Raw genomic sequence first — 20,751 nt, 5'->3', positions numbered from 1 at the left:
TCGATCCTAGTGGCTGCCTTCAGTGGATGTCTTGCGCGCGTGCCCGCAGAGAAATTTGTTTGGCGTAGGCCTTGGGCGACTGGCCGGTGTGCTCGCGAAAGCATTTGTAAAACGCCGACAGCGAATTGAAACCGGCGGCAAACGCCAACTCGTCGACGCGCAATGGCGGTGCGGCGCTGTCCAGTGCACGCAGCAAATGCTGCAGGCGCGCCTGGTTGACGTAGCGATAAAAGCTTTGCCCGAGTACCTGATTGAGCAGATAGGAAATCTGATTGCGGCTGTACCCGCACTCCTTCGCCACCCTTTGCAGGTCAAGTTCAGGGTCCAGATAAGGCTGCTGCTTCTCGAAATACTGCTGCAGGTCTTCGGCCATGAAGCTCAGTTGGCGCGGTGACAGACCGAGACGACTGACCGCCGGACGGCTCGGTGCCGAACTGCCGTTGGTTTGGGTACGCACCAGCGAGGCGTATTCATTGACGCGCCATATCAGGCCGTCCTTGACCGTGATCGCTTCGCTGGAACGGAACGACACCAGGCCATCGCCGCCACGCAAGGTCACCTCGTACTGAATGAACGCGGTGTTGCCATCCACCCGAATGCGGTCGCAATGCTCGAGCAGTTCGTCGGATTCTCGCGGCATGCTCACGCGCACGTACTCGCGTAACTCATCCAGTCTGAGTACGCGATTCTGAAAGAAATCGTTGTACTGGATATCGGCGTGATAAAGCGCCATGACGCTGTCCAGATCCCGGTGTTTCCAGCTCAGGTGATAGCGCATGACCGTGGCGGCCGTGGCCTGGGTCTGTTCTGGGCCGTCGTCATCGGCGTGCATAAGCGGCTCGGCGAAAAAGAACCGAGCTTGCCCAACTTCCTCTGCCGCTTCAATGAAAAATCGATGGTGGCGTTTTGGCGATAATCGATGAGCCAGTGACTTACATCAAAAAATGCGAATCAATCGCTAAACGGACTGAAAAAACTCACAGTTTTTTCACACACGGATGCTACTTTTAAAGCTCAAGCACTGGTTGAGCCAATGAAGGCTCTTCCCACCTAACATGAGCAAAAGGAAGCGCTCGATGAAGCAGGCGGGCAACACCATGAATAAAGGGTTCAGCAAAGTCACCTTTCCAAACGCTTGCCAGCTGATGCGCTGGCATTTTCATCCCATGGGTTTCGAGGCGACGATGGATGCGCCGGGCAGCCTGATCGCCCGTCTGTTTGATCGTGCCAGCGGCGAAACCATGATCGCCATCGCTGGCATTCCCTGCGCAACGGTGATGAACGCGGCGGACGTCGAGCGCATCATCGAGGCCATCGAAGATGAGCTGGAAGCTTTCACTCCTCCGGAATCTCTCAAGAACTACGCATAACCACCTGATTTAAAACAAAAAGCCCGCAGCGATGCGGGCTTTTTATTGGTCAGGCGCTGACCTTTTCGCGTCGATGGTCGACGAAGAACGGCTTGCCCTTGGCAACTCGATCCGATGCCCTCGGCATGTTTACCGCTTGGGTTTCCTGCGGTTCGACGTACCAATAGCAATGGCTGACGGCGCGTGTGATACCAACGTAGGCAAGGCGCAGGATTTCGTCTTTTTGCGCATTGTCGTACGGCTCGCTATCGCCACTTTTGCCCAATCCCGCCATGCGATACACCTGGTTCTTGTACGGAGAACTGGTCAGATGCTGACAATCACCCAGCAGGAATACCGCATCAGCCTGCAAGCCTTTGGCGCTGTGATAGGTCAGCTGTTTCAGCCGCCGCGCATCATAGGGCAAGCTCGAATCCACATTAAGTACAGGCTGAATATGCTGCTCAATCAATAACTTATCGCTGCTTTTTCGATAAAGCATCAGGATTGAATCACCCCGCCGGTAATGCTCGGCCAGACGCTGCCCCAGCGCTTCATCGTCACGCTCAAGCACGTTGACCGGGTGAAGCGGCTTGGGCTCACCACTGGCCTTGGCCTTCTTGCCTGCGATCGCCGGCGCTGCACGGACAATGTGTTCAGCGGCGTCGATGATGTGCTGGTGGCTGCGGTAGTTGTCACTGAGCATGACCCGCGTGGTGCTCGGCGACGGAAATTCCTTGTTGAACTCCATGAAGTAACTCGGAGAACTGCCGCGCCAGCCGTAAATCGACTGCCAGTCATCACCGACACACAGCAGCGATGAACGTTGTGCCCCTCGCCCAACGTGCATGGCCGGGCCACGGCTGCGGATTTCATTGAGGCTGGCGCGAATCCACGAAACGATCTGCGGCGATACGTCCTGGAATTCGTCGATCATCAAATGCGCCATCGGCCGCAGCAACTCATCGCTGAGCAGCTTGAGGTTGTCCGGCGAGTGTTCGCTGAACAACGCGAACATGCGGTTGTAGGTCATCACTGGCGGTTTCTGATCCAGCAGGTGATCTTCAAATGCGCGCCAGAACAGGCTCAGGGCCTCAAAGAAAAAACGATCAGGATCGTCCTTGGCGAAGCTCATCCGGCTGACCGCGTCCGGCACATCCAGGCCGAGGTTTTCGATGAAGCCCGCCGCGGCGACAAAACAGTCCAGCAATGGCGCGGATGCCAGCTCGCCCTTGACCTTGTAATCAAATCCGGGACCGGCGCTGGCATCTCCGGCCAACGTCGCAAGAACGCGCCTGGATGACTCGTAACTATCCAGCCATATCAATGGCTTACGGCAGAAAGCTTGAAACAGGGTGCGCTTGACCGCCCATTCTGCGCGGACACTCAGCTTGGCGTTGGGTCGGGTCAGCTGGGCGTTTTCCTTGGGATCAAAGCCGAGCACCACCCAGGCATCGAGGCTGGGAATATAGCCGTGAGCGTGGAACTTCGAGCCATTGATTTCGAAGGCCTGCCGATTCGGCTCGATGCCTTTAATGGGCCACGCCCCTGCACGAAACCATAAATCTTCAATCACATCGCAGAGCTCTTCATCGCGCTTGGCCGCCAGTTCGGTGACCGCCATGCGTTTCTGCACATCGGGGTGGTCGCATTCCAGTTCCTTTAATTGCAAACCCGCGCGGGACAGCGGCTGGATCAATTGGCGGAAACGCTCATCGTCGTTGAACAGCCGGTGATAACAAGCGTTCAGTTGCTGCCGCTGCGCGTCGTTGATCCGCAGGTCAAACGGATTGCTGTCGACCTCCTCTGCGCCACTTTGCGGGCGATCGCTGAGGTTCTCGAAGGCCTGCAAGCGCTCGAAACCCGGCAGGCTGCGCACCATCGGCAGGATGCGCGAGTGGAAGGTTCGCACCAGTTCGCGCGCCTGCTTGAGGTTCAGCGGCTGCCCCCACAACGTGAATATTTCGATGAGCTTGTTGATGAAGTCCTTGCGCGATTCACGGGTGAAGGTCACCACAGTCATCGAATCCAGCTCAAAACCCAGATAATGGCTGAGCAACAGTATGCGCAGCACCAATGTGGTCGACTTGCCGGCGCCCGCACCGGCGACCACCGAGGTGGACGGCGTATCGCTGAAGATCATTTTCCATTGCGCGGCGCTGGGCTGGGCGTGGGCCGGGAGCAAACGAGCGACGTCAGCCTTGATGCGTTTTTTCAATTCGGCGGTGAGCGGCAGGCGCCAGTCATCGAACAGGTTGTTATCGACGCTGGGCGGCCGATGCTCGGTGTTGCGGCTGTCGCGAATCAGCAGAACCTGGCGGCCTTCCTCCAGACCCTCAAGCTTGCCCTCCTTGAAACCATATTCGACGCCGGCTGTGTGGCCACTGCGAAATCCGTCAGCTTGCCCGTGCAGCCACGATGCCCGGTGCTGCGCGCGCAGCTTGGTCAGACCGTGACCAAAGAATCGCGCGGCCAGACGCTTGAACCAGGGCATCTCGGCCAGTGGACGAAGTTCAGGGGGAAGATCGGGGGTGTGTTGCGCCACGCTGACGGACTCCAGGGTGTGAGGCTGTGGCGGCTATGGTGTCTGGATTTGCTGATGAGTTCTAGCGAAATGCTTACAGGTCATCGGTTTAGGCGACGAATTGAAAGTCGGATGAGACGACTTTGAGGCAAATTCCTATCAAATAACCTGATCATGATGCGGCAGTTTTTGCGCTTTTTATCGATGATTGCTTGATAGATGATCGTCGTCATCAACCACGGGACCCACCCCCTGACGAACCTAATTTAAGGAGACGATCATGCTTGAACTCAGACCCTTCAGCTCGCTGGGCGGCGCCCATCATGGCTGGCTGGACGCGCATCACCACTTTTCGTTTGCCGAATACTACGATCCGCAGCGGATGAGCTGGGGCAACTTACGCGTGTGGAACGACGACATCATCGCCGCAGGCACCGGTTTCCCGCAGCATCCGCACCGCGACATGGAAATCATCACTTACGTGCGTGAAGGTGCCATCACGCACCAGGACAATTTGGGCAACAAGGGCCGCACCGAAGCCGGTGACGTACAAGTGATGAGCGCCGGTACCGGCATCGCCCACAGCGAGTACAACCTCGAAGACAAGGAAACCAAGATCTTCCAGATCTGGATTCTGCCGACCGAAACCGGTGCGCCGCCGTCGTGGGGCGCCAAGCCGTTTCCCAAAGGCGAGCGCGAAGGTTTTGTCACCTTGGCCAGCGGCAAGGACGGCGACGATGAGAGCCTGCACATTCGCGCCAATGCGCGCCTGGTGGCGGCGAACATCAAGGCCGGTGAAACCGCCGAATATCGACTGGATGAAGGACGGCGCGCCTATCTGGTTCCGGCCACTGGCGTGATCGAGGTCAATGGCTTGCGTGCCCAAGCGCGTGACGGTGTGGCGGTAGCCCATGAGCAAGTGCTGACGGTCACGGCGATCGAAGACAGCGAGATCGTACTGGTCGACCTGGCTTGATCTGCAGGCAATAAAAAAGGGCAACCCTCACGGTTGCCCTTTTTCATGCGCGCATCATTTGCTGGAAATGGCGCCGTCTACCAAAGTTTGCGCCTCGGCCACCAGTTGCTTGAGGTGGTCGTCGCCGAGGAAGCTTTCGGCGTAGATCTTGTAGATGTCTTCAGTGCCCGAAGGACGCGCGGCGAACCAGCCGTTTTCGGTCATGACTTTCAGACCGCCAATGGCTTGATCGTTGCCCGGGGCATGGCTGAGGATGCTCTGGATCTTTTCGCCTGCCAGCTCGGTCGAGGTAACCTGTTCCGGCGCCAGCTTGCTCAGCAGTGCCTTCTGCTCAGGGTTGGCCTTGGCGTCGACGCGTACCGAGAACGGCTCGCCCAGTTCGTCGGTCAGCCCTCGGTAGGCCTGACTTGGATCGCGCCCGGTGCGCGCCGTCATTTCAGCGGCGAGCAAGGCTGGAATCAGACCGTCCTTGTCGGTGCTCCATACACCGCCATCCTTGCGCAGGAACGAGGCGCCAGCACTCTCTTCACCGCCAAAACCCAGCGAACCATCGAACAGGCCATCGGCGAACCACTTGAAACCAACCGGCACTTCGTAGAGACGACGGCCCAGGCGCTTGGCCACGCGGTCGATCAGGCCGCTGCTGACCACGGTTTTGCCCACGGCGGCATCAGCGCGCCATTGCGGACGGTTCTGGAACAGGTAGTCGATGGATACCGCCAGATAGTTGTTCGGCGCGAGCAAACCACCGGACGGCGTGACGATGCCGTGGCGGTCGTGATCCGGGTCGCAGGCAAACGCCACGTCGAAACGCTCTTTCAGGCCGATCAGGCCCTGCATCGCGTGGCTGGACGATGGGTCCATGCGGATCTGACCGTCCCAGTCGACGGTCATGAAACGGAACGTTGAATCGACCTGTTTATTCACCACTTCCAGGTCGAGACGGTAGTGTTCGGCAATGGCCGACCAATAGCGCACCCCTGCTCCGCCCAGCGGATCGACACCCAGACGCAGCTTGGCGTCGCGGATGGCATCGAAGTCGATGACGTTGATCAGGTCGGCGACATAGGTGTTCAGGTAATCGTGACGATGGGTGGTGCTGGCCTTGAGCGCTTGCTCGTAGCTGATGCGTTTGACCCCGGCCAGTTTGTTCGCCAGCAGCTCGTTGGCCTTGGCTTCGATCCACTTGGTGATGTGGGTATCGGCCGGGCCACCGTTGGTTGGGTTGTATTTGTAGCCACCGCTTTGTGGCGGGTTGTGCGACGGCGTGATGACGATACCGTCTGCCAGGCCGGAGGTACGACCGCGGTTGTAGCAGAGAATGGCGTGGGAAACTGCCGGGGTCGGCGTGTACTCATCGCCTTCGGCGATCATCACGGTGACGCCATTGGCGGCGAGGACTTCCAGTGCGCTGGCGCCGGCCGGGGTCGACAATGCATGGGTGTCGATGCCGACGAACAGCGGGCCGGTGATGCCCTGGGCTTCGCGATACAGGCAGATCGCCTGGCTGATGGCCAGAACGTGCCATTCGTTGAAACTTAAATCGAACGAACTGCCGCGGTGGCCGGACGTGCCGAACGCCACTCGCTGGGTAGAAATCGATGCATCAGGCTGGCCGGTGTAATAGGCCGTAACCAGTCGCGGGATGTCGACCAACAGTTCTGCCGGTGCCGGTTTGCCCGCAAAAGGACTGAGTGTCATGCAAAAACCTCTGAAATCGGAGTGGTTCAGGAAATGCAGCGCAGTTTACTGGCAGTTTGACCACTGTGCGACGGGATGTATCCGAAACTCGCCTGATGTTTTTTAACGTTATTGGCCGGGCGACAGGCGCAAGGCATCGCCGAGCAAGCCGATGACACTCGGCAAATCCCGCTCGCCATGGTTCAGCGCGCTCAAACGCAGATGATCCGCATGCAAGCCCTGCAGACTGAACAGCTCGCCCGGCGCCACGATGATCTGTTGCTTGAGCAGGCGATGAAACACGCTTGCCATGTCGACCGGGCGTAACGAACGCACCCACACCGTCGCCCCGCCCGGCGGCTCGCCAATCTGCAGGGTATCGCCCAGGCGTTCGCGCAGTGTCTGGATCAACACGGCTCGCCGCTCACCCAGCATTCGCCGCAACACGAATAAATGCTGATCAAGCCGTCCGCCATTCAACAGCCGCGCAATCGCCTTTTGGCGAATGGGCGACAAGCGAAACGCCCGCAGCAGAAAATGGCGCTGCAATTCCTCGCGCCAGTGACGCGACAAGACAAAGCCGAATGGTGCTTCGGCGCCGATGAATTTCTCGAAAGTGGAAAACACCAGCAGACGATCAGGATCGAGCCAACTGCGCAAACGCTGCGAATCATTGCGCTCGTCAAGCTCGCTGTAGCAGTCGTTTTCCAGTACCCAGACGCCATGATGATTGAGCAACTGCGCCGTGGCCTGCTGACACTCGCGAGTGAAACCGTTGCCTTGGGGCATGCTCAGCACGGAAGACAGCAGGATCAAACGAACCGGCTCGTTCTTCAGCAGTGATTCGAGTGCCGACAGATCGAGCACGCCTCGGGCAAGCAATGGCCACTCGATCACGCGTACTCCGCACGACTCGAGCAGGCGCAGGATGACCCAGTCGCACGGTGATTCGACAATCACGGTGGCCTGACGCAATCCAAGCACCGAAATCAGAATCTCCAGGACGCCACGCAGATCAGCGCCGATATAAATGTCATCGGCATGCCAGAAGTGCTCTGTCGAGCTGGTATACCGCGCCGCCAGCGCAACCCGCAGTTCCAGTTCACCGCAAGGCTGCACGAATGTCTGCAACTGACGCGGGTATTGACGCAAGAGCTCACGTTCCGAGGTCAGCAACGGACTGTCCAACGGTTGCAGCGAGGCCGGTTCGTCAGCACTCAACACACACATCCCGGGACGCCTGGCGTTGACGTACAGGGTCTCCAGCAGGTCATTGCCGTTGCCGGGTGCATCCATGCTGAACTGCGCTTGCGCGTAATACCCTGACTTGGCGATCGAATAGACCCGGCCTTCCTTTTCCAGAAGCGAATAGGCGTATTGCACAGTTGAGATGGAGACATTCAGCCGGTCCGCCAGTTGTCGCAAGGAAGGCATGCGTACCGCCCCACCACCTCCGGCAGCATCAATCAGCGTTGTCAGATATCGATAAACTGCCTGATAAACAAAGTCGTTGTCCCGCGCGCCCTTCACACCCTCATTTCCGTAGATATTGGTTCACAATCCAGGCTCTGGCTCACCGTCAGCGTTCCGTCGACCGCTCGAACGGCGCAGCCGAACGCGCCTCGTCCGAACCCGAACTCTCCGAGGAGAATTGCGCAGGTGCATCAATCTGCACAGGACCCATCGCATACAGGCGGTTCAACAGCCTGACTGGCAAGCCGCTGACTTCCGTCAGCCACTTCATCACCTGCTCAGGTGCGTGCAGACCCTGCATGGCGCGGTGCAGGTCCGGCATGGCGACCAGCATGCCGGGATGACAATTGCGCAGGAAGCGTTCGAGACCTTTGCCGTTGTCGATGAACGGCGCAAACAGCAGGCACGCCAACTGCGTTTCGGTCAATCCGAAACCATTGCTGAGGTAATCCTCGGCAAGCATCCGCAGTTGTTCTGGCCCGCCGGCGTTGTCGTAGCTGGCCAGCAAGTGCTCGCAGACGGTTTCGGCAACCTGCTTTCGCCGCATGTCGGCCAGCGTGTGCCGGACGTAATCGTCGATGCCCGCCTCATAGGCGCGCCCCTCGATGAACCGTGCGTACAAACCTCGCACATGTGCCGAGATCAGAGGATCAGCAAACACCGCTTCGCCTTGGTATAGCGCCAGATCATCAGGTTCATAACCGAGAAACTCGCCCAACAGCGGCCAGCGATCCTCGAGCTTGCCGACCATCATGTCGTTGATGTCGATAAAACTGGTGCGCCGGCAGGCTTCGAACTCACCTTCCGGCCGCCACACGGTCCGGTCATCATCGGCACGCAGTTCCCGGTAAAAGTCGTCACCGAGTTCGTCGAGCAGAGGAAAAAGCGTTTCGAATCCGGCATTGACCAGGCCTGGAGCCGGTATTGCCACTCGCTGCATCGCGCGGTTCAGGCCTTCGAGGAAATGCTGCTGACTGCCTTTGGTTTCGGTGCTGATCATGGCGTCGACGCCGTTGTTCCAGCGCGCGATCTGGCTGTAGTACTCGGCCGTCGCCAGGTAGGCGTCATCCCATAATTCAGGCGTTTCCAGCCAGGTGCGACAGTGCCCCACCAGCAGCAGATTGACCCGGCTGGCCTCGCGCCCTTCATTGCTGACAGGCGTGCGATGGTCGAACGGCAGGACCTCGCGGTTATCCACCATCAGCACCTCGACCCGCGGATCGTCATAAAGGAATAGCGCGCTGTAGCTGCGATGCAGGTTTTGCAGGGCGAGCGGGCTGTCGCCATTCCAGCGCAGGGAAGCCACGCGCAGCTGAAAGGTCGCCGGAGCACGGCCGGCAATGGTCAACTGAGCGGCCCGGAGCAAGGCCAGGGTATAGCAGCCGTCCCGCAAGCCGGACTGAGGCACCAGCACCTTGAACTGCCCGATGTTTTCCATGCCGCCAGCGGCCACCACCAGGCGCTGTATCAGCAATTGCAATGCCGTGCGCTCGGCTCGGGAAAAGAAACTCAGCAAACGCTGCAATACTTGCTGATAGACATAGTTCATTGCCTGATCATGGATCGTGCTCATCGGTATTTACCCGGTATCAAAAGTTTCATGCCGCGCAGACATGACAATGGGCGCGCGGCAATTGGATCAATAAGTAATAGACGCTGAAATGCTAACACTTACAAAGTTGTAGTTATTTGAAACACTTCACCTGAACAAAGCCTTCCAGATGCCAAGCTTGACGCTCAACCACCCGTATTCATTGGCCTTTCGCCACTCAATAATGTTCTGAGGAAACTTCCCACAACGTCCCACGCCAAATCATTACAAGAAAAAGAGAAGCAACTTCCGAATCGCCCTACAGCAATTAAACAGAAATTGACGAAGCCAGCTGAGCCAGCCATTTGATATTGCCTCGGACAAATTGAATGCACAGCCATAGCTCATTCCTTGAGATGAAAGTAATCATTCAATTATCAGTGCTTATAGTGTGATTAGAAGATACAGATGAACGGCAAAAACCAGTTCAGTTACTGAAAAGGCCAATGCTTCGATATCAGGGAGGGTTTACTGACAGCGGAGGGTATAAACAGAAAAGAGTCCGTGGCGGCCACGGACTCTGATGGGTGGATTTACGCGGTTTCCACTTGCAGGGCCACTCGCTCGCGGCATGGGCATTCGTCCATGTAGCGATGCGCTTCGACGAACTCGTTGAACGGGAATACACGAGTCTTGAGCGGCAAAAGCACGCGGTCAGCGGTCAACTGGTTGATGTCACGCAAAGCACGCTGCAGAGCGACGTGGTCCTGGACAATGCCCAGCTCCGGCTTGCCGGTGAAATTGCCGATGCAGTGCACGAAGAACTGGATATTCTTCTGAAACGCCGCACACGCCGGGAACGGGGTCTGGTTACCACCTTGCAGCCCGTACAGCACCAGACTGCCGCGTGGCGCCAGCACATCGCCGAGCAACGACATCTGCGGACCGCCAAGACCATCGAACACCACATCTACGCCGCGGTTGTCGGTGATCTTGTTGATACGCATCAACAGATCTTCCTCTTCGGTGACGATGACCTTCTCCGCACCGAGGGACAGCAGGTACTCCCGCTCCTCCGCCGATTTGGTGGCCGCGATCACTCGCACACCCAGCGCCTTGCCCAATTGCACAAACGACGGGCCGGCGCAGTGGCTGGCGTCAGTCACCAGCGCAAATTGACCCGGTTTGACCCGCGCCAGATCGGCATAAGCGAAGTAGGCGATCAGCAGCGGCGTGTAATGCACGCTCGCTTCGATCGGGCTGAGCACATAGGGATAACGGGTCAGCGCGGTGCGCGGCAGAACGATCGACTCGCCGTAAACCGGATAGTCGTTCGGGCTTTCCGCGGGAAAACTGGCCACTTTGTCGCCGACGGACAGGTCTTCGACATCAGCGCCCACCGCAGTGACCACGCCAGCCATTTCATGACCGAGGCCCGAAGGCAGCCGTGCCTGGGACGACGCCAGATTCTGGCGCCACAGGGTGTCGTACCAACTGATGCCGATTGCCTCGACACGCACCTGCACTTCGCCAGGACCTGGCTGAGCAGCCGCATGCTCTTCGCATTTGAGCACCTCGGCCGGACCAAACTTGTGAAAACGGATCGTGCGGGACATCGCAAACCTCGTCAAAGTAACCTCTAATGCCATGAACTCTATCTGGGCTTTGGACCCAAGACCATCAGTGGCTATTAATAGTCGACATGCCTGTCATTGATTCCGCATCAAGGGCGGCATTGGCAAAATCCATGAAAAAAGGCCTGCCGCCGTCGCAGTAAAGCTGAATTTTCCGGTGCAGAGTACCAGCCTTTCCCCGTAAGATTCATGCCGGCCATTGTTCTCATATGGCCGCCCTCGTCAAGTTTGATGACTCTGCCAGGACTCCAGATGAATCGTAATGACCTGCGTCGTGTCGACCTGAACCTGCTGATCGTGTTCGAAACATTGATGCACGAACGCAGTGTGACTCGGGCCGCGGAAAAATTGTTCCTCGGCCAACCGGCTATCAGTGCGGCGCTGTCGCGCCTGCGCAGCCTGTTTGACGATCCCTTGTTTGTCCGCACCGGTCGCAGCATGGAACCTTCCGCGCGCGCGGTGGAAATCTTCGCCCTGCTCTCGCCTGCCCTTGATTCGATCTCGACCGCCGTCAGTCGTGCCGCCGATTTTGATCCGGCGACCAGCACCTCGGTGTTTCGCATCGGTTTGTCCGACGACGTCGAATTCGCGCTGCTGCCCATGCTGCTCAAGCGTCTGCGCGCCGAAGCACCGGGCATTGTCCTCGTGGTGCGGCGGGTCAACTACATATTGATGCCGGGCCTGCTGGCCTCGGGCGAGATTTCGATTGGCGTCAGCTACACCACCGACCTGCCGGCCAACGCCAAGCGCAAGGTCCTGCGCCGCAGCGCACCGAAGCTGCTGCGCGCCGACACCGTGCCGGGGCCGCTGAGCCTGGACGACTACTGCGCCCGACCGCATGCACTGGTGTCGTTTGCTGGTGACCTCAGTGGTTTTGTCGATGAAGAACTGGAAAAACTCGGACGCAAACGGCACGTGGTGCTCGCGGTGCCACAGTTCAACGGACTGGGCACGCTGCTGGCGGGCACCGATATCGTCGCGACCGTGCCGGATTACACGGCTGAGGCACTGACGGCAGCTGGCGGTCTGCGGGCTGAAGATCCACCGCTGCCGACCCGGACCTTTGAATTGCACATGGCCTGGCGTGGGTCGCAGGATAATGATCCGGGGGAGCGGTGGTTGAGGTCGCGGATTCAGATGTTCTTTGGCGACCCTGAGAGTCTCTAGGGGTCGTCGGGCAGGCTGTGCAGTTGATCATTTCTGACTTTTCATAGGCCATGGAGATCCATCCATTTCCAGAGGATTGCCACGACGAGCCGAATTCTTCTTGAAAATCAACTCAATGGATTATTCAGGAAGCTGATTCGGAGTCGGCCTGTCATCAGGGAGCAAAGCCGTCGCGATCTGCCTTATTTTGACGCGACAACTCTTTTTTCTCCATCTCATGAAATACGCGGTCAAACAAGGGTTGAAAGTCATCCACCTTGTTTACCATCTGGAAGAACCATTCAAAACACTGCTGCCTAAATTCATTGTCGACAATTTCAGCAGGATGCAAAAGACAAAGTACCGCCCTGGCAATAGCGTCTTCTTTGTCTTCGATATGAAAACCTCGCCCTTTCCCCTCCAAAAAATCCCAGCAAGCTATCCTGGCGGAATTCAGCTCTTCCGCACGGCCAACCTGGTCTACCCAATATCTATAAGCTTTATCGGACGCCGCGCTGATAGTGATCGAAGCATCCACCTCGTTTTGACCTAGCACCAACTTGAATCCACGGCACATGAATTTCATCGTGTTTCTAGATGCAATGTCTGACCTACCCTTCGACAAAGCCTTAAAATATAAACTAACCTTGTTTTCGCTAAGCATGGTTGACTCCTAGATCCTTGAGCACGACAACACACGACCTACAAGTTTTTTTGGGTTTGCCGTGCCCCTTACCTGAGTCTCCAATATTGACCGTCCGAATAGTTCCACCGTCAGGATTAACAAAGACGTCAAAGGACTGGCTCAGGCAAGATACTTCCGCACACCATCCGTGCCAAGGCTCCCTTGAACCAGATGGAACCCTGCTTAGCGCAGCCTGAACCATCTGATGCACTGAGTGTTTGAATGAACTCACCCCAAAAAATCTTCTATTTTTTACATTTAACTCCGAAGCAGCGCCCGACACCCTTCCTTTACTTTTTTCTGCATCCGCAACACGTATGAGAGCGTCAACCGTAACGTTCATAGGGAAATACCTACTTTTCTGATAATCAGTATATGGATAGTCATTCACCCCTTCCAAAGGGCTTAGGGGACAAATTTGTATTAGGTGCGGCGAAATTCAATCCGGTCACCAGCACCTCAGTGTTACGTACCGGTTGTCGAATTCGCCCTGATATTTATGTAGGAGCCGGAGAACCTGGGGCGTAAGTGTCGTTACCAGTGCCTCAAGTTACAACAATCGACGTGTCCGCGCCCGTAGACGACATGATCCATCTATACGGTATAACCATCATCTGTCGTAGTGTGCTTCGATGAGCGAGAGCATCGCTAGCGCGTGCTCGTTGATCTGATCCTGCCCCCAGTCGTCGCCTTTGCCCAGCACATGGAACATGTGCGAAAGTTTCAAGGAGTCGTACTTCGGCTTGGCGCGGAATGCCGCTTGCTTCTTGAGTACCGCCAGGTTGCTGTAAGAGGAGTTTTCACCTGGGCTGAGCAGTACCAGATTCCCGAATCCGTGTAGCAACTCGTCAGGTAATGTCCTGCGGAACTCTTCATTTTGCGGATGCACATGCTCGACCGAGTTCTTCGACGTAATCCTGTACAGGTGCAGTTTTTCAAGATCAAACCAGTTAAAAGTGCTGCGTTCACGCCATAGAATGTATTCCAGTTTCTGGAACCAGTAGTGTTCGAAGCTCGTGCCGTTGGCTTCCTTGAGGTAAGCCACTTTCGTTGAGATGGACACCGGTTCGGCGGCGTCACTGGACAACAGCAGATAGCTAGCCTCCTTCTGGGTCAGTTCGGTGAGCGAAAGCTGGTTATCGATCTGTTCGAGCAACGCCAGTACTTGGTAGTCCTTCATATCAGGTGAGTCGACCAGCCTCCCCAGGAATGGCGTCAGCCAATACTGAGCACTGCGCTCACCCGTGAGGTAACGCATGCTCTGTAGCTGGCTCAAGTCGGAAGTATCCTGAGTGACCGTTCGCCAATCGGGGCCGTTACCCTTGCTCCGATTGTTGATGGTGCTCAGGCGCAAGATGCGCTCATCTTCTTCACCCAGGCGCACCCACTTGACGACCCAGCGATCGAACTGAAATCGCACGCTCCAGAGGCATTCCATGAACCCCTTGGCTTGCGCCGCAGTGGCCGTTTCTATAAAGCTGGAGAAACATTCATTGAGGTTGCTGTCGTTGAGCCGTGAGCCGATATCACGCCTGTTCTGAGAGTGCCGATAGATTCGATAGGCATGCATCAGCAACAGGCCAAAACTGACCACTGACTGATAGCGCGCCTCATCCTTCTCGCGCTGCACTTCAACCGCCTCTTCCTGCACTTTCATCGAAAGTATTTCGCTGATCGTACGGCCTTTCGGGTAACCGTCGGCAGGGCGTTCAAGGGAAAAATGGTCGATGGAGTGATCCGCAAGATCGTTGAATCTCAAGGTCCCCCAATGGGTACCCGCGAAGACATCGCGCAGGTTTTTCTCGAAGTAATTTCCCATATCTTCGCAGGCCTGCCAGATGCCTTCGTAAGTGGCACGGTTCTGTTTGATACATTTCATCAAGCGAGCCTTGAGGATATCCGTCTGCTCAAGCTGGAGACCGCTGGTGTTCAGCGTCGCGAACAGTTTGTTCAGGTCCATGCCCGCGGGCATGACATTGTTCACCCAGGTCACGCGGTTGAACAGGTAGTCCCCGACGCGCTCAAGGGCTTGCTCGCCGCCCTCGGCCTGCAGCCGCTTGAACCTGTCGCAGGCTACTTTTCGGGCAGCGCTCAAGTGTATGAGATAGGGATTGGCAGCCTCCTTTTCATCCGGTTCAGTCTCCGCCGTCAAATCCGCCCAGGCACTCAACCGAGCCTGGACTTCTTCACGAATATTGAAGGTGAGTCGAGGAGCACTGCCCAGGACCACCAGCGCGCGCAGCGGCGACGATGGCAGTAATGAGCAGAGAGCAAGCGCCAGCACCATCAATGTCGTCATTCGTTGCTGGCCATCGATGAGTTCGTAGACGATGGCAGCATCAGAAGTCGAACCCGGAACCACTTCGCTGGTCAGCACGGTGCCGAAAAAGTAATGCGCTTGTGCGGGTTGATCGTCGGCATCGCGCTCGCTCGCCAGGATGATCTGCTCCAACAGAGCCTCCACGTCGTCACTGGGCCAGACATACGGGCGTTGATAGCAGGGAATAGTCAGCGATATACCTTGCTGGCACAGCGTAGCGGCAGTCTGTACATAGGACTGGACTTGAGCACTCATCATTTGCCTCCTTGGCGGGCAATGTCAGCAAGGCTGATTCGTTTGATGGCGGCACACAGCTCGGCATCGTATTCAGTGGCGACACGGATCGGGTTCGGCCACGGCAGGTTCAAGTGAAGCGTGATGGAAACCGACTCTACGAAGCGCTTCTTGATACTGTGTTTATCGAGCCCCTCCCCGGTTGGAGTGTATTTATAGCTACGCAAGTACTCCAATAGCTCATCTTCGCTATGGCTGCTGGCGATCCAGTCCATCAGCGGATTGTCCCTGATGTGCGCTTGAACACCGTCTTCCCGTACGCTGACCTCTCTGATCAGGCGCATCGAAAAGATCACCCGGAACATCCACAGGCTGACTTCGAGCAGCCTGGCGGTGCCGAACTGGCTGGCATACATCAGCAAAGCGCATTCGTATGCCCTGCTCAGGAACACGCTGCCGCACGCATCCTTGGACAAGCGTTTGTAGTAGTAGGCAAACGAACCTTTAGGTGGTGCTTCACCGACGTCGAGCAACGTCTGGCGAAGGCCATGGAAGTAGGCGACGTAACGCATCGTATTAACCCCAGAGCCCAAGGGCTGTCGCATTGCGTACCCCGGCTGGACGCTATGCATGTCCTTACCCCAGGCATCGCGGTGCACCTGCAAGGGCCGATAGGCAATATCGACGGTATTCGCCAGCGTTCGCTCGGCGAGTTCCGTGACGATCTGCTTGCGCTCGAGCAGCGGGTCACGATCACTGGCAACATTTCGCCAGCGCAGGCTTTGCCAATGCCGGGACTTCATCAGCGTTGCGACCAGAGGCTTGAGATCGCCGAGGCGCTCCCAGGTCCGGGCAAAATCATTCTGCGCAGCTGGAACCACGCTGCGCAGGTGATAAGCCTTGATGATGTCCGCGCCGCTCAGACGAACACCAGAAGTGTTCTGGGTTTCGAAAAAGCGGTAGGCATCGTCCTCTCGCCGCGTGACGACCAGAGTCACGTTGATGCGGGTGAAATCTATCTGCGGCAACTTTTGCTGCTCCAGCCATCGAAGATTGAGCTGGATGCGCCGATAGCTTTCTGGAGAGTTGAATTTCAACTCAGGTGCGCCTTTGTCGCCCTTCTGCAGGCAATGAAGCAACGCCAAGCTGGTAATGCGCTGCTGACCATCGATAATATTCAGAGTGCCCCGCTCACGCCCGTTACCACCTTGCTGGTGCAGGATGAAGCTGCCAAGGTAGAAGTCGTGACCCGGCGCATCCGTGCTGAAGAAACCTTGTAAATCATCGAGCAGCCGTGCCAGTTGCCCTTCGCTCCAGCGATAGGGCCGTTGGTATTCGGGCAAATTCAGGCTGCCGAAAATACAGCTTCCGTCGCTGGACGGAATCTTCCTGGCGTTGAACACATTGTCCAGGTTCGTGGAAGCAACGGTTATGCCCTCCACGTCAAGCGACAGATGTGGGGCAAATTGCCGTTCGCTCACGGCTTGGTTCATATGACGATCCTTGTAATGTGTTCGATGGCAGCTAACTGTAGTCAGTTCTGACAGCTAGCTTCCCCGACATTGTCAAAATGCGTGCAGTCGCCTACCAGCGCGAAGCAATAGACTCTTTTTTCTTCTCCACCTTGGTCAAAACACGATTGAATGCGGTGGCCCTCGCACTACAATCTATGATCAAACTGAACAACGCGTTCTTACCGCGGTCATGCCTGCGCAGAAACTGAGCGTGGCCGAAAAACGTTAGCTTCTCCCGCGCCTGGGAGCAGGCCGTTCAGGCGCAAGTGTTCAACTTCCGAGGTGCAGCTCAAAAACCTGTGGGAACTGACGTTACCAGCGACGCAGCCAGCCAGGCGAAGGGGTTGTCCAGGCGGGGACCATCGTGGGCAACGCCCGCTCCCAAGACCTCAAATTCGCTGCAATGATCAGTACAGAAGCCCGCCAGCCCTAGTGCGATTCAAGAAGCGGGACATCGACGACGCCCTCTTCACCCCACCGGTTCGCAAACGATGCACCCGATGCGCAGGAAGGTTTCATGGGCGTTGAGTTCGTAGACGCTCAACACGGCATGGTCCTTCGCCGCCAGATACCGCCAGCGCCCCTCTTCGAGCATGAACTCTTTAAACGCTTCGCCGTCCTCGCTCAGGTAGATGCGCTGTGCGTCGTTGGCTCTGGTGAACAGGCTCAGGCGCTCCAGATGGAAGACGCTGTCGACGCGCAATTCCTGCGACTGGAGTTTCCAGTCGTAACCCTTGTCCGAAGTCAGGTACTGGTCCCAGCAGACGCACATCAACTTACCGCTCATGCGGGTGATCAGCGGATCGTCGAAATCGTCCTTGTCGCTGTCCCAAGTGCAGGTGCGCCCACTTTTGCCCGGCAGGTAGTAATTGACGAATGACTTAGCGTCGTTCTTCTTCCTGTCCCGGACGTATGAGTAGCTGTAACTGCAGAACAGCAGCAGGCACGGCAAGCCCGGCAGCGAGCGCATGCTCTTCGCCTCCACACCCTCGGGCAGGTTCGGCGAGCCCTCCCAGCGGGTCCAGGGTCCATCGAGGCGCTCGGCACTGTAGATCAGCGGCTTGTAGTAGGTGGATGTCCTCGTGGAGTCGAAGATGATGCCCTTCTCGACATACGAGTATTCGGCTCGCTCGGTGAAGCGCCAGAGCCATTGGCCGCTGAAGTGCACGACGTCCTCGGTCGCCGAATAGCCATAGCTGTCGGGCAACTCCGGCGCCTGGCTGCGCTGCCAGGTCAAGCCATCATGGGAGAAGTGGAAGCCTTCGCCGTAAGCCGCGATCAGGATCCACACCCCGTCGACGACGGACAACTTTCTGCCGTAGAGCTTCTCTTCCTGCGGATCTGGCCGCACGACCTGCCAGTGCAGGCCGTCTTCGCTGCGATGGAACACGCCATCGTCGTCGACCAGCAGCCAGACCTTGCCGTTGGTCTTGATCTGGCGGACGCTTTCCGGATCACAAGGTGGATTGTCGAGGTTTTGCCATTCGATGCTGAAGCGGTGCTCGCTCCCCTCGATCTCGACCACGACGGCCGACTTCTCCAGTCGCTCCTGCTGCCGGGCCAGTTCGCGGGCGGCACGCTCCTGCGCCTCGATCTCCACCACCGACCTGTCGAACTCACCAGCCTTGAACAGGTCGATCTGCCGATCCGCCGCGGAACACGCTTCAGAGAAGGTGGTCAGGGTGTTGTCGACCTGCCTTTCGTAACGACAGAACTGTTCATGCCAGTCGTCGTTCGAGGCCGAGTTGTCCAAGTCGAAGTCGCTGTAGCCCAGCTCGCTGTCGAAGTTGATCGGCGGCAGATTCATGCGCCGGATCATGCCGTTGGCCGAATTCAAGGCGCCGCCGTGTTCTGAAATTAGCTCGCTGGCCTTCTTGCGCACGGTGTTGAGACTCGACAGCGCCAGTCCGCGGCCTACCGAGCAAGCGGAAGCGCTAACCGCCGAACTGACCTTGGCCAGGAAGCCATCGTCGAACGATTCCATGTAGAACGAATGGTCCGAGGCCTTGCTGGCGACCGCAATCAGGTCGAAGCTCAGGGTCGTCGCAGCCCAACTGGCGGTGTGCAGCTTCTTGCCAATGTCTTCATAGGTCTGCTCAAAGCTCAGGCCGCGGTAACGAACGATATTTTTCCAGCCGCGGGTCTGCGCGGCCAGTTTCGCGGCGGCGTCGAGCAACGGTTTTTCTTCGGTCTCCCGGAGCAGCGTCTGCATGTGAGAGAAGTTGTCGCGGAACTGCGCCGGCTTCAGGGTCGCGAGAATCCGCGCCACGTACGGGTTCTCGATTTTCCGGCCGCACAGGGTCAGCAGGAAGAAGGCATCCAGCAGCCAGGTGTAGGTGCGGTCATCCTCGTTGAGCAGTGTCTGCACGACCGGTAGATAGTCCTGCAACTTGCGCGGGCTGTCGGCGATCTGGCCGATCAGCCCGATGATGTCCGGGCAACCGGCCTTCTCCGCCAGGTGTTCAAGGAACTCCACGCCTGCTTTGTTCAGCGTTGCGGAACCCTCAATGGCCAAAGCGAACAGGCGCAGGTAGGTGCGCCGGGTTTCCTCGTCGGGTGTCGTGTCGAAGAAGCTGTGCACCTTGATCTCTGGCAACGCCGAGGTCAGCGACAGCGGCTCGCCCTCCTGATGTTCGTGCTCGTCGCCCTGCTCGACGACATTGAGCCCGTTGACGTCCTTGTAGATGTCGATGGCCAGTGCGCTGCCGCCGATCACCTCGCCGATCAGGTCACGGATGCCGTAGGTGGTCGACAGCCCGGAGAACTCCTCGCCGAACAGCTTCGAGATGATGTTCTCGCGGTCCTCGTCGCTGCGGCAGATCTCTTCGTCATCAATGAGGCTGACGATGCGCTCGTACTGCTCGGACAAGAAATACAGCGCATTGAAACCAATGCCGGAGATGTTCTTCTGGATGAAGTGCGAATCCACCACATGCTCGTCGAAGTCCAGCGCGATCATTTCGCGAAAGCGATCGATGCCGGCAAGCTCGATGCCCTCGATCAACTCCATGATGAAGTCCAGCAGGCGAACATCCTCGTCGCAGTCGATCCCCAGTTTGTCGAGGGTAACGACCAGGTGGTTGACGTCCCGCGAGGTCAGCACAACGTCGCGGTGGCTGCGTATGAAGTCATAGGTGAGGTGCAGCACCAGCAGGTTGCGCGGGATCGACTTGAAGCGACGCTTGTTGGCTTCGATGTGCAGCGACCAGTTGGTGAAACTGGCGTGGTTCTCGACCTGCACCAGGCGACTGTTGATCTTGTCGACCGCCAGCGAGAGGAATTCCCGGGTTTCGATGATGTATTCGTTCATCGTCCCCAGGTTGTTGCGGATCACCGCAATGCTCTGGGCGTTGATCAGGTTTTGCTGCTGCAACTGCTTGAGGTAGTGCCAGGCGAATTTCTGCATCTGCAGCATGTCGACCTGGTTGCGCAACTGATCCTGGCCAGTCGTGCCGCTGACCTTGTTGCCCAAGCGCTTGAAGAAACCCGCGCCGGCCTGCCTAGCCAAGCGTTCCTGGCTGGACGCCAGGACCCGCGAGGCATCGAGCGCTAACTGCTGGGTCAGGGCGGCATTGCCCTTGTGCTGGTTCACCAGAGCTTCGATCGCTCGAGCGTCTGCGTCTTCGAGAGGCTGTTCGAAGATCTCTTGCGTTACCTCAACAGTGGTGTCGGTCATTTCATTGGC

The 20,751-nt window shown here is 57.4% G+C and carries 13 protein-coding genes; 3 read left to right on the top strand and 10 right to left on the bottom strand.

Translation table 11 applies throughout. The features are described from left to right. Nucleotides 1-19 precede the first annotated feature (19 nt). Complete coding sequence (locus tag AB4N48_RS10160) at nucleotides 20-832, bottom strand: AraC family transcriptional regulator (protein WP_056789824.1); 813 nt, start codon at nucleotides 830-832, stop codon at nucleotides 20-22. Between the two features lie 265 nt (nucleotides 833-1,097). On the opposite strand from AB4N48_RS10160, the gene AB4N48_RS10155 reads away from it, so the two are divergent. Further along, nucleotides 1,098-1,370, top strand: coding sequence for a DUF1652 domain-containing protein (locus tag AB4N48_RS10155; protein WP_041480416.1), 273 nt, complete (start codon nucleotides 1,098-1,100; stop codon nucleotides 1,368-1,370). A 49-nt stretch (nucleotides 1,371-1,419) separates the two neighbouring features. Here the strand turns inward: AB4N48_RS10155 and AB4N48_RS10150 are convergent, their stop codons facing one another. Then, entirely contained in the window at nucleotides 1,420-3,894 is a 2,475-nt protein-coding gene (locus AB4N48_RS10150; protein ID WP_460095329.1) for a UvrD-helicase domain-containing protein, read from the bottom strand. A 259-nt stretch (nucleotides 3,895-4,153) separates the two neighbouring features. Between AB4N48_RS10150 and AB4N48_RS10145 the strand changes: the two genes are divergently transcribed. Beyond that, nucleotides 4,154-4,849, top strand: coding sequence for a pirin family protein (locus AB4N48_RS10145; RefSeq protein WP_016774845.1), 696 nt, complete (start codon nucleotides 4,154-4,156; stop codon nucleotides 4,847-4,849). A 54-nt stretch (nucleotides 4,850-4,903) separates the two neighbouring features. On the opposite strand, the gene pgm is transcribed toward AB4N48_RS10145, so the two are convergent. From pgm to AB4N48_RS10125, 4 genes are all read right to left on the bottom strand, one after another. Beyond that, nucleotides 4,904-6,550: a phosphoglucomutase (alpha-D-glucose-1,6-bisphosphate-dependent) gene (gene pgm, locus AB4N48_RS10140; RefSeq protein WP_256809976.1), complete on the bottom strand. Its 1,647-nt coding sequence runs from the start codon at nucleotides 6,548-6,550 to the stop codon at nucleotides 4,904-4,906. A 108-nt stretch (nucleotides 6,551-6,658) separates the two neighbouring features. Next, nucleotides 6,659-8,059 carry an aminotransferase-like domain-containing protein gene (locus AB4N48_RS10135; protein ID WP_236169045.1) on the bottom strand — a complete coding sequence of 467 codons (1,401 nt, stop codon included), beginning with the start codon at nucleotides 8,057-8,059 and terminating at the stop codon, nucleotides 6,659-6,661. A gap of 49 nt (nucleotides 8,060-8,108) precedes the next feature. Then, nucleotides 8,109-9,575 carry a hypothetical protein gene (locus AB4N48_RS10130; protein WP_252867676.1) on the bottom strand — a complete coding sequence of 489 codons (1,467 nt, stop codon included), beginning with the start codon at nucleotides 9,573-9,575 and terminating at the stop codon, nucleotides 8,109-8,111. Between the two features lie 551 nt (nucleotides 9,576-10,126). Then, complete coding sequence (locus AB4N48_RS10125) at nucleotides 10,127-11,149, bottom strand: zinc-dependent alcohol dehydrogenase family protein (protein ID WP_460095327.1); 1,023 nt, start codon at nucleotides 11,147-11,149, stop codon at nucleotides 10,127-10,129. Nucleotides 11,150-11,419: 270 nt separating this feature from the next. Here AB4N48_RS10125 and AB4N48_RS10120 point away from each other — a divergent pair, with 270 nt between their 5' ends. Continuing rightward, nucleotides 11,420-12,334, top strand: coding sequence for a LysR family transcriptional regulator (locus AB4N48_RS10120; RefSeq protein ID WP_125916349.1), 915 nt, complete (start codon nucleotides 11,420-11,422; stop codon nucleotides 12,332-12,334). A gap of 154 nt (nucleotides 12,335-12,488) precedes the next feature. Here AB4N48_RS10120 and AB4N48_RS10115 read toward each other — a convergent pair whose 3' ends face one another. From AB4N48_RS10115 to AB4N48_RS10100, 4 genes are all read right to left on the bottom strand, one after another. Then, nucleotides 12,489-12,977, bottom strand: a complete 489-nt coding sequence (locus AB4N48_RS10115) for a hypothetical protein (RefSeq protein ID WP_460095326.1) — start codon at nucleotides 12,975-12,977, stop codon at nucleotides 12,489-12,491. Nucleotides 12,978-13,608: 631 nt separating this feature from the next. After that, nucleotides 13,609-15,573 (bottom strand): DUF262 domain-containing protein, encoded by a 1,965-nt coding sequence (locus tag AB4N48_RS10110; protein ID WP_460095324.1) that lies wholly within the window; start codon nucleotides 15,571-15,573, stop codon nucleotides 13,609-13,611. Then, nucleotides 15,573-17,045 carry a DUF262 domain-containing protein gene (locus tag AB4N48_RS10105; RefSeq protein ID WP_460095323.1) on the bottom strand — a complete coding sequence of 491 codons (1,473 nt, stop codon included), beginning with the start codon at nucleotides 17,043-17,045 and terminating at the stop codon, nucleotides 15,573-15,575. Before AB4N48_RS10105 ends, AB4N48_RS10110 begins: the two co-directional genes overlap by 1 nt. A 490-nt stretch (nucleotides 17,046-17,535) precedes the next feature. Continuing rightward, the gene (locus tag AB4N48_RS10100) at nucleotides 17,536-20,742 is read right to left on the bottom strand and encodes a beta propeller repeat protein (protein WP_460095321.1); all 3,207 of its coding nucleotides are present in this window, start codon (nucleotides 20,740-20,742) and stop codon (nucleotides 17,536-17,538) included. Between the last annotated feature and the right edge of the window lie 9 nt (nucleotides 20,743-20,751).

The organism is Pseudomonas sp. S2_C11 (genome assembly GCF_054668395.1).
The sequence above is the reverse complement of the archived record's forward strand: the minus strand, read 5'-3'. Positions and strand labels throughout refer to the sequence as shown.

What these genes read in the sequence shown, in the direction of transcription:
- AB4N48_RS10105 (WP_460095323.1), bottom strand. Translation starts at nt 17,045, where the DNA reads ATGAACCAAGCCGTGAGCGAACGGCAATTTGCCCCACATCTGTCGCTT.
- AB4N48_RS10130 (WP_252867676.1), bottom strand. Translation starts at nt 9,575, where the DNA reads ATGAGCACGATCCATGATCAGGCAATGAACTATGTCTATCAGCAAGTA.
- AB4N48_RS10115 (WP_460095326.1), bottom strand. Translation starts at nt 12,977, where the DNA reads ATGCTTAGCGAAAACAAGGTTAGTTTATATTTTAAGGCTTTGTCGAAG.
- pgm (WP_256809976.1), bottom strand. Translation starts at nt 6,550, where the DNA reads ATGACACTCAGTCCTTTTGCGGGCAAACCGGCACCGGCAGAACTGTTG.
- AB4N48_RS10125 (WP_460095327.1), bottom strand. Translation starts at nt 11,149, where the DNA reads ATGTCCCGCACGATCCGTTTTCACAAGTTTGGTCCGGCCGAGGTGCTC.
- AB4N48_RS10155 (WP_041480416.1), top strand. Translation starts at nt 1,098, where the DNA reads ATGAATAAAGGGTTCAGCAAAGTCACCTTTCCAAACGCTTGCCAGCTG.
- AB4N48_RS10100 (WP_460095321.1), bottom strand. Translation starts at nt 20,742, where the DNA reads ATGACCGACACCACTGTTGAGGTAACGCAAGAGATCTTCGAACAGCCT.
- AB4N48_RS10120 (WP_125916349.1), top strand. Translation starts at nt 11,420, where the DNA reads ATGAATCGTAATGACCTGCGTCGTGTCGACCTGAACCTGCTGATCGTG.
- AB4N48_RS10145 (WP_016774845.1), top strand. Translation starts at nt 4,154, where the DNA reads ATGCTTGAACTCAGACCCTTCAGCTCGCTGGGCGGCGCCCATCATGGC.
- AB4N48_RS10110 (WP_460095324.1), bottom strand. Translation starts at nt 15,573, where the DNA reads ATGAGTGCTCAAGTCCAGTCCTATGTACAGACTGCCGCTACGCTGTGC.
- AB4N48_RS10160 (WP_056789824.1), bottom strand. Translation starts at nt 832, where the DNA reads ATGCACGCCGATGACGACGGCCCAGAACAGACCCAGGCCACGGCCGCC.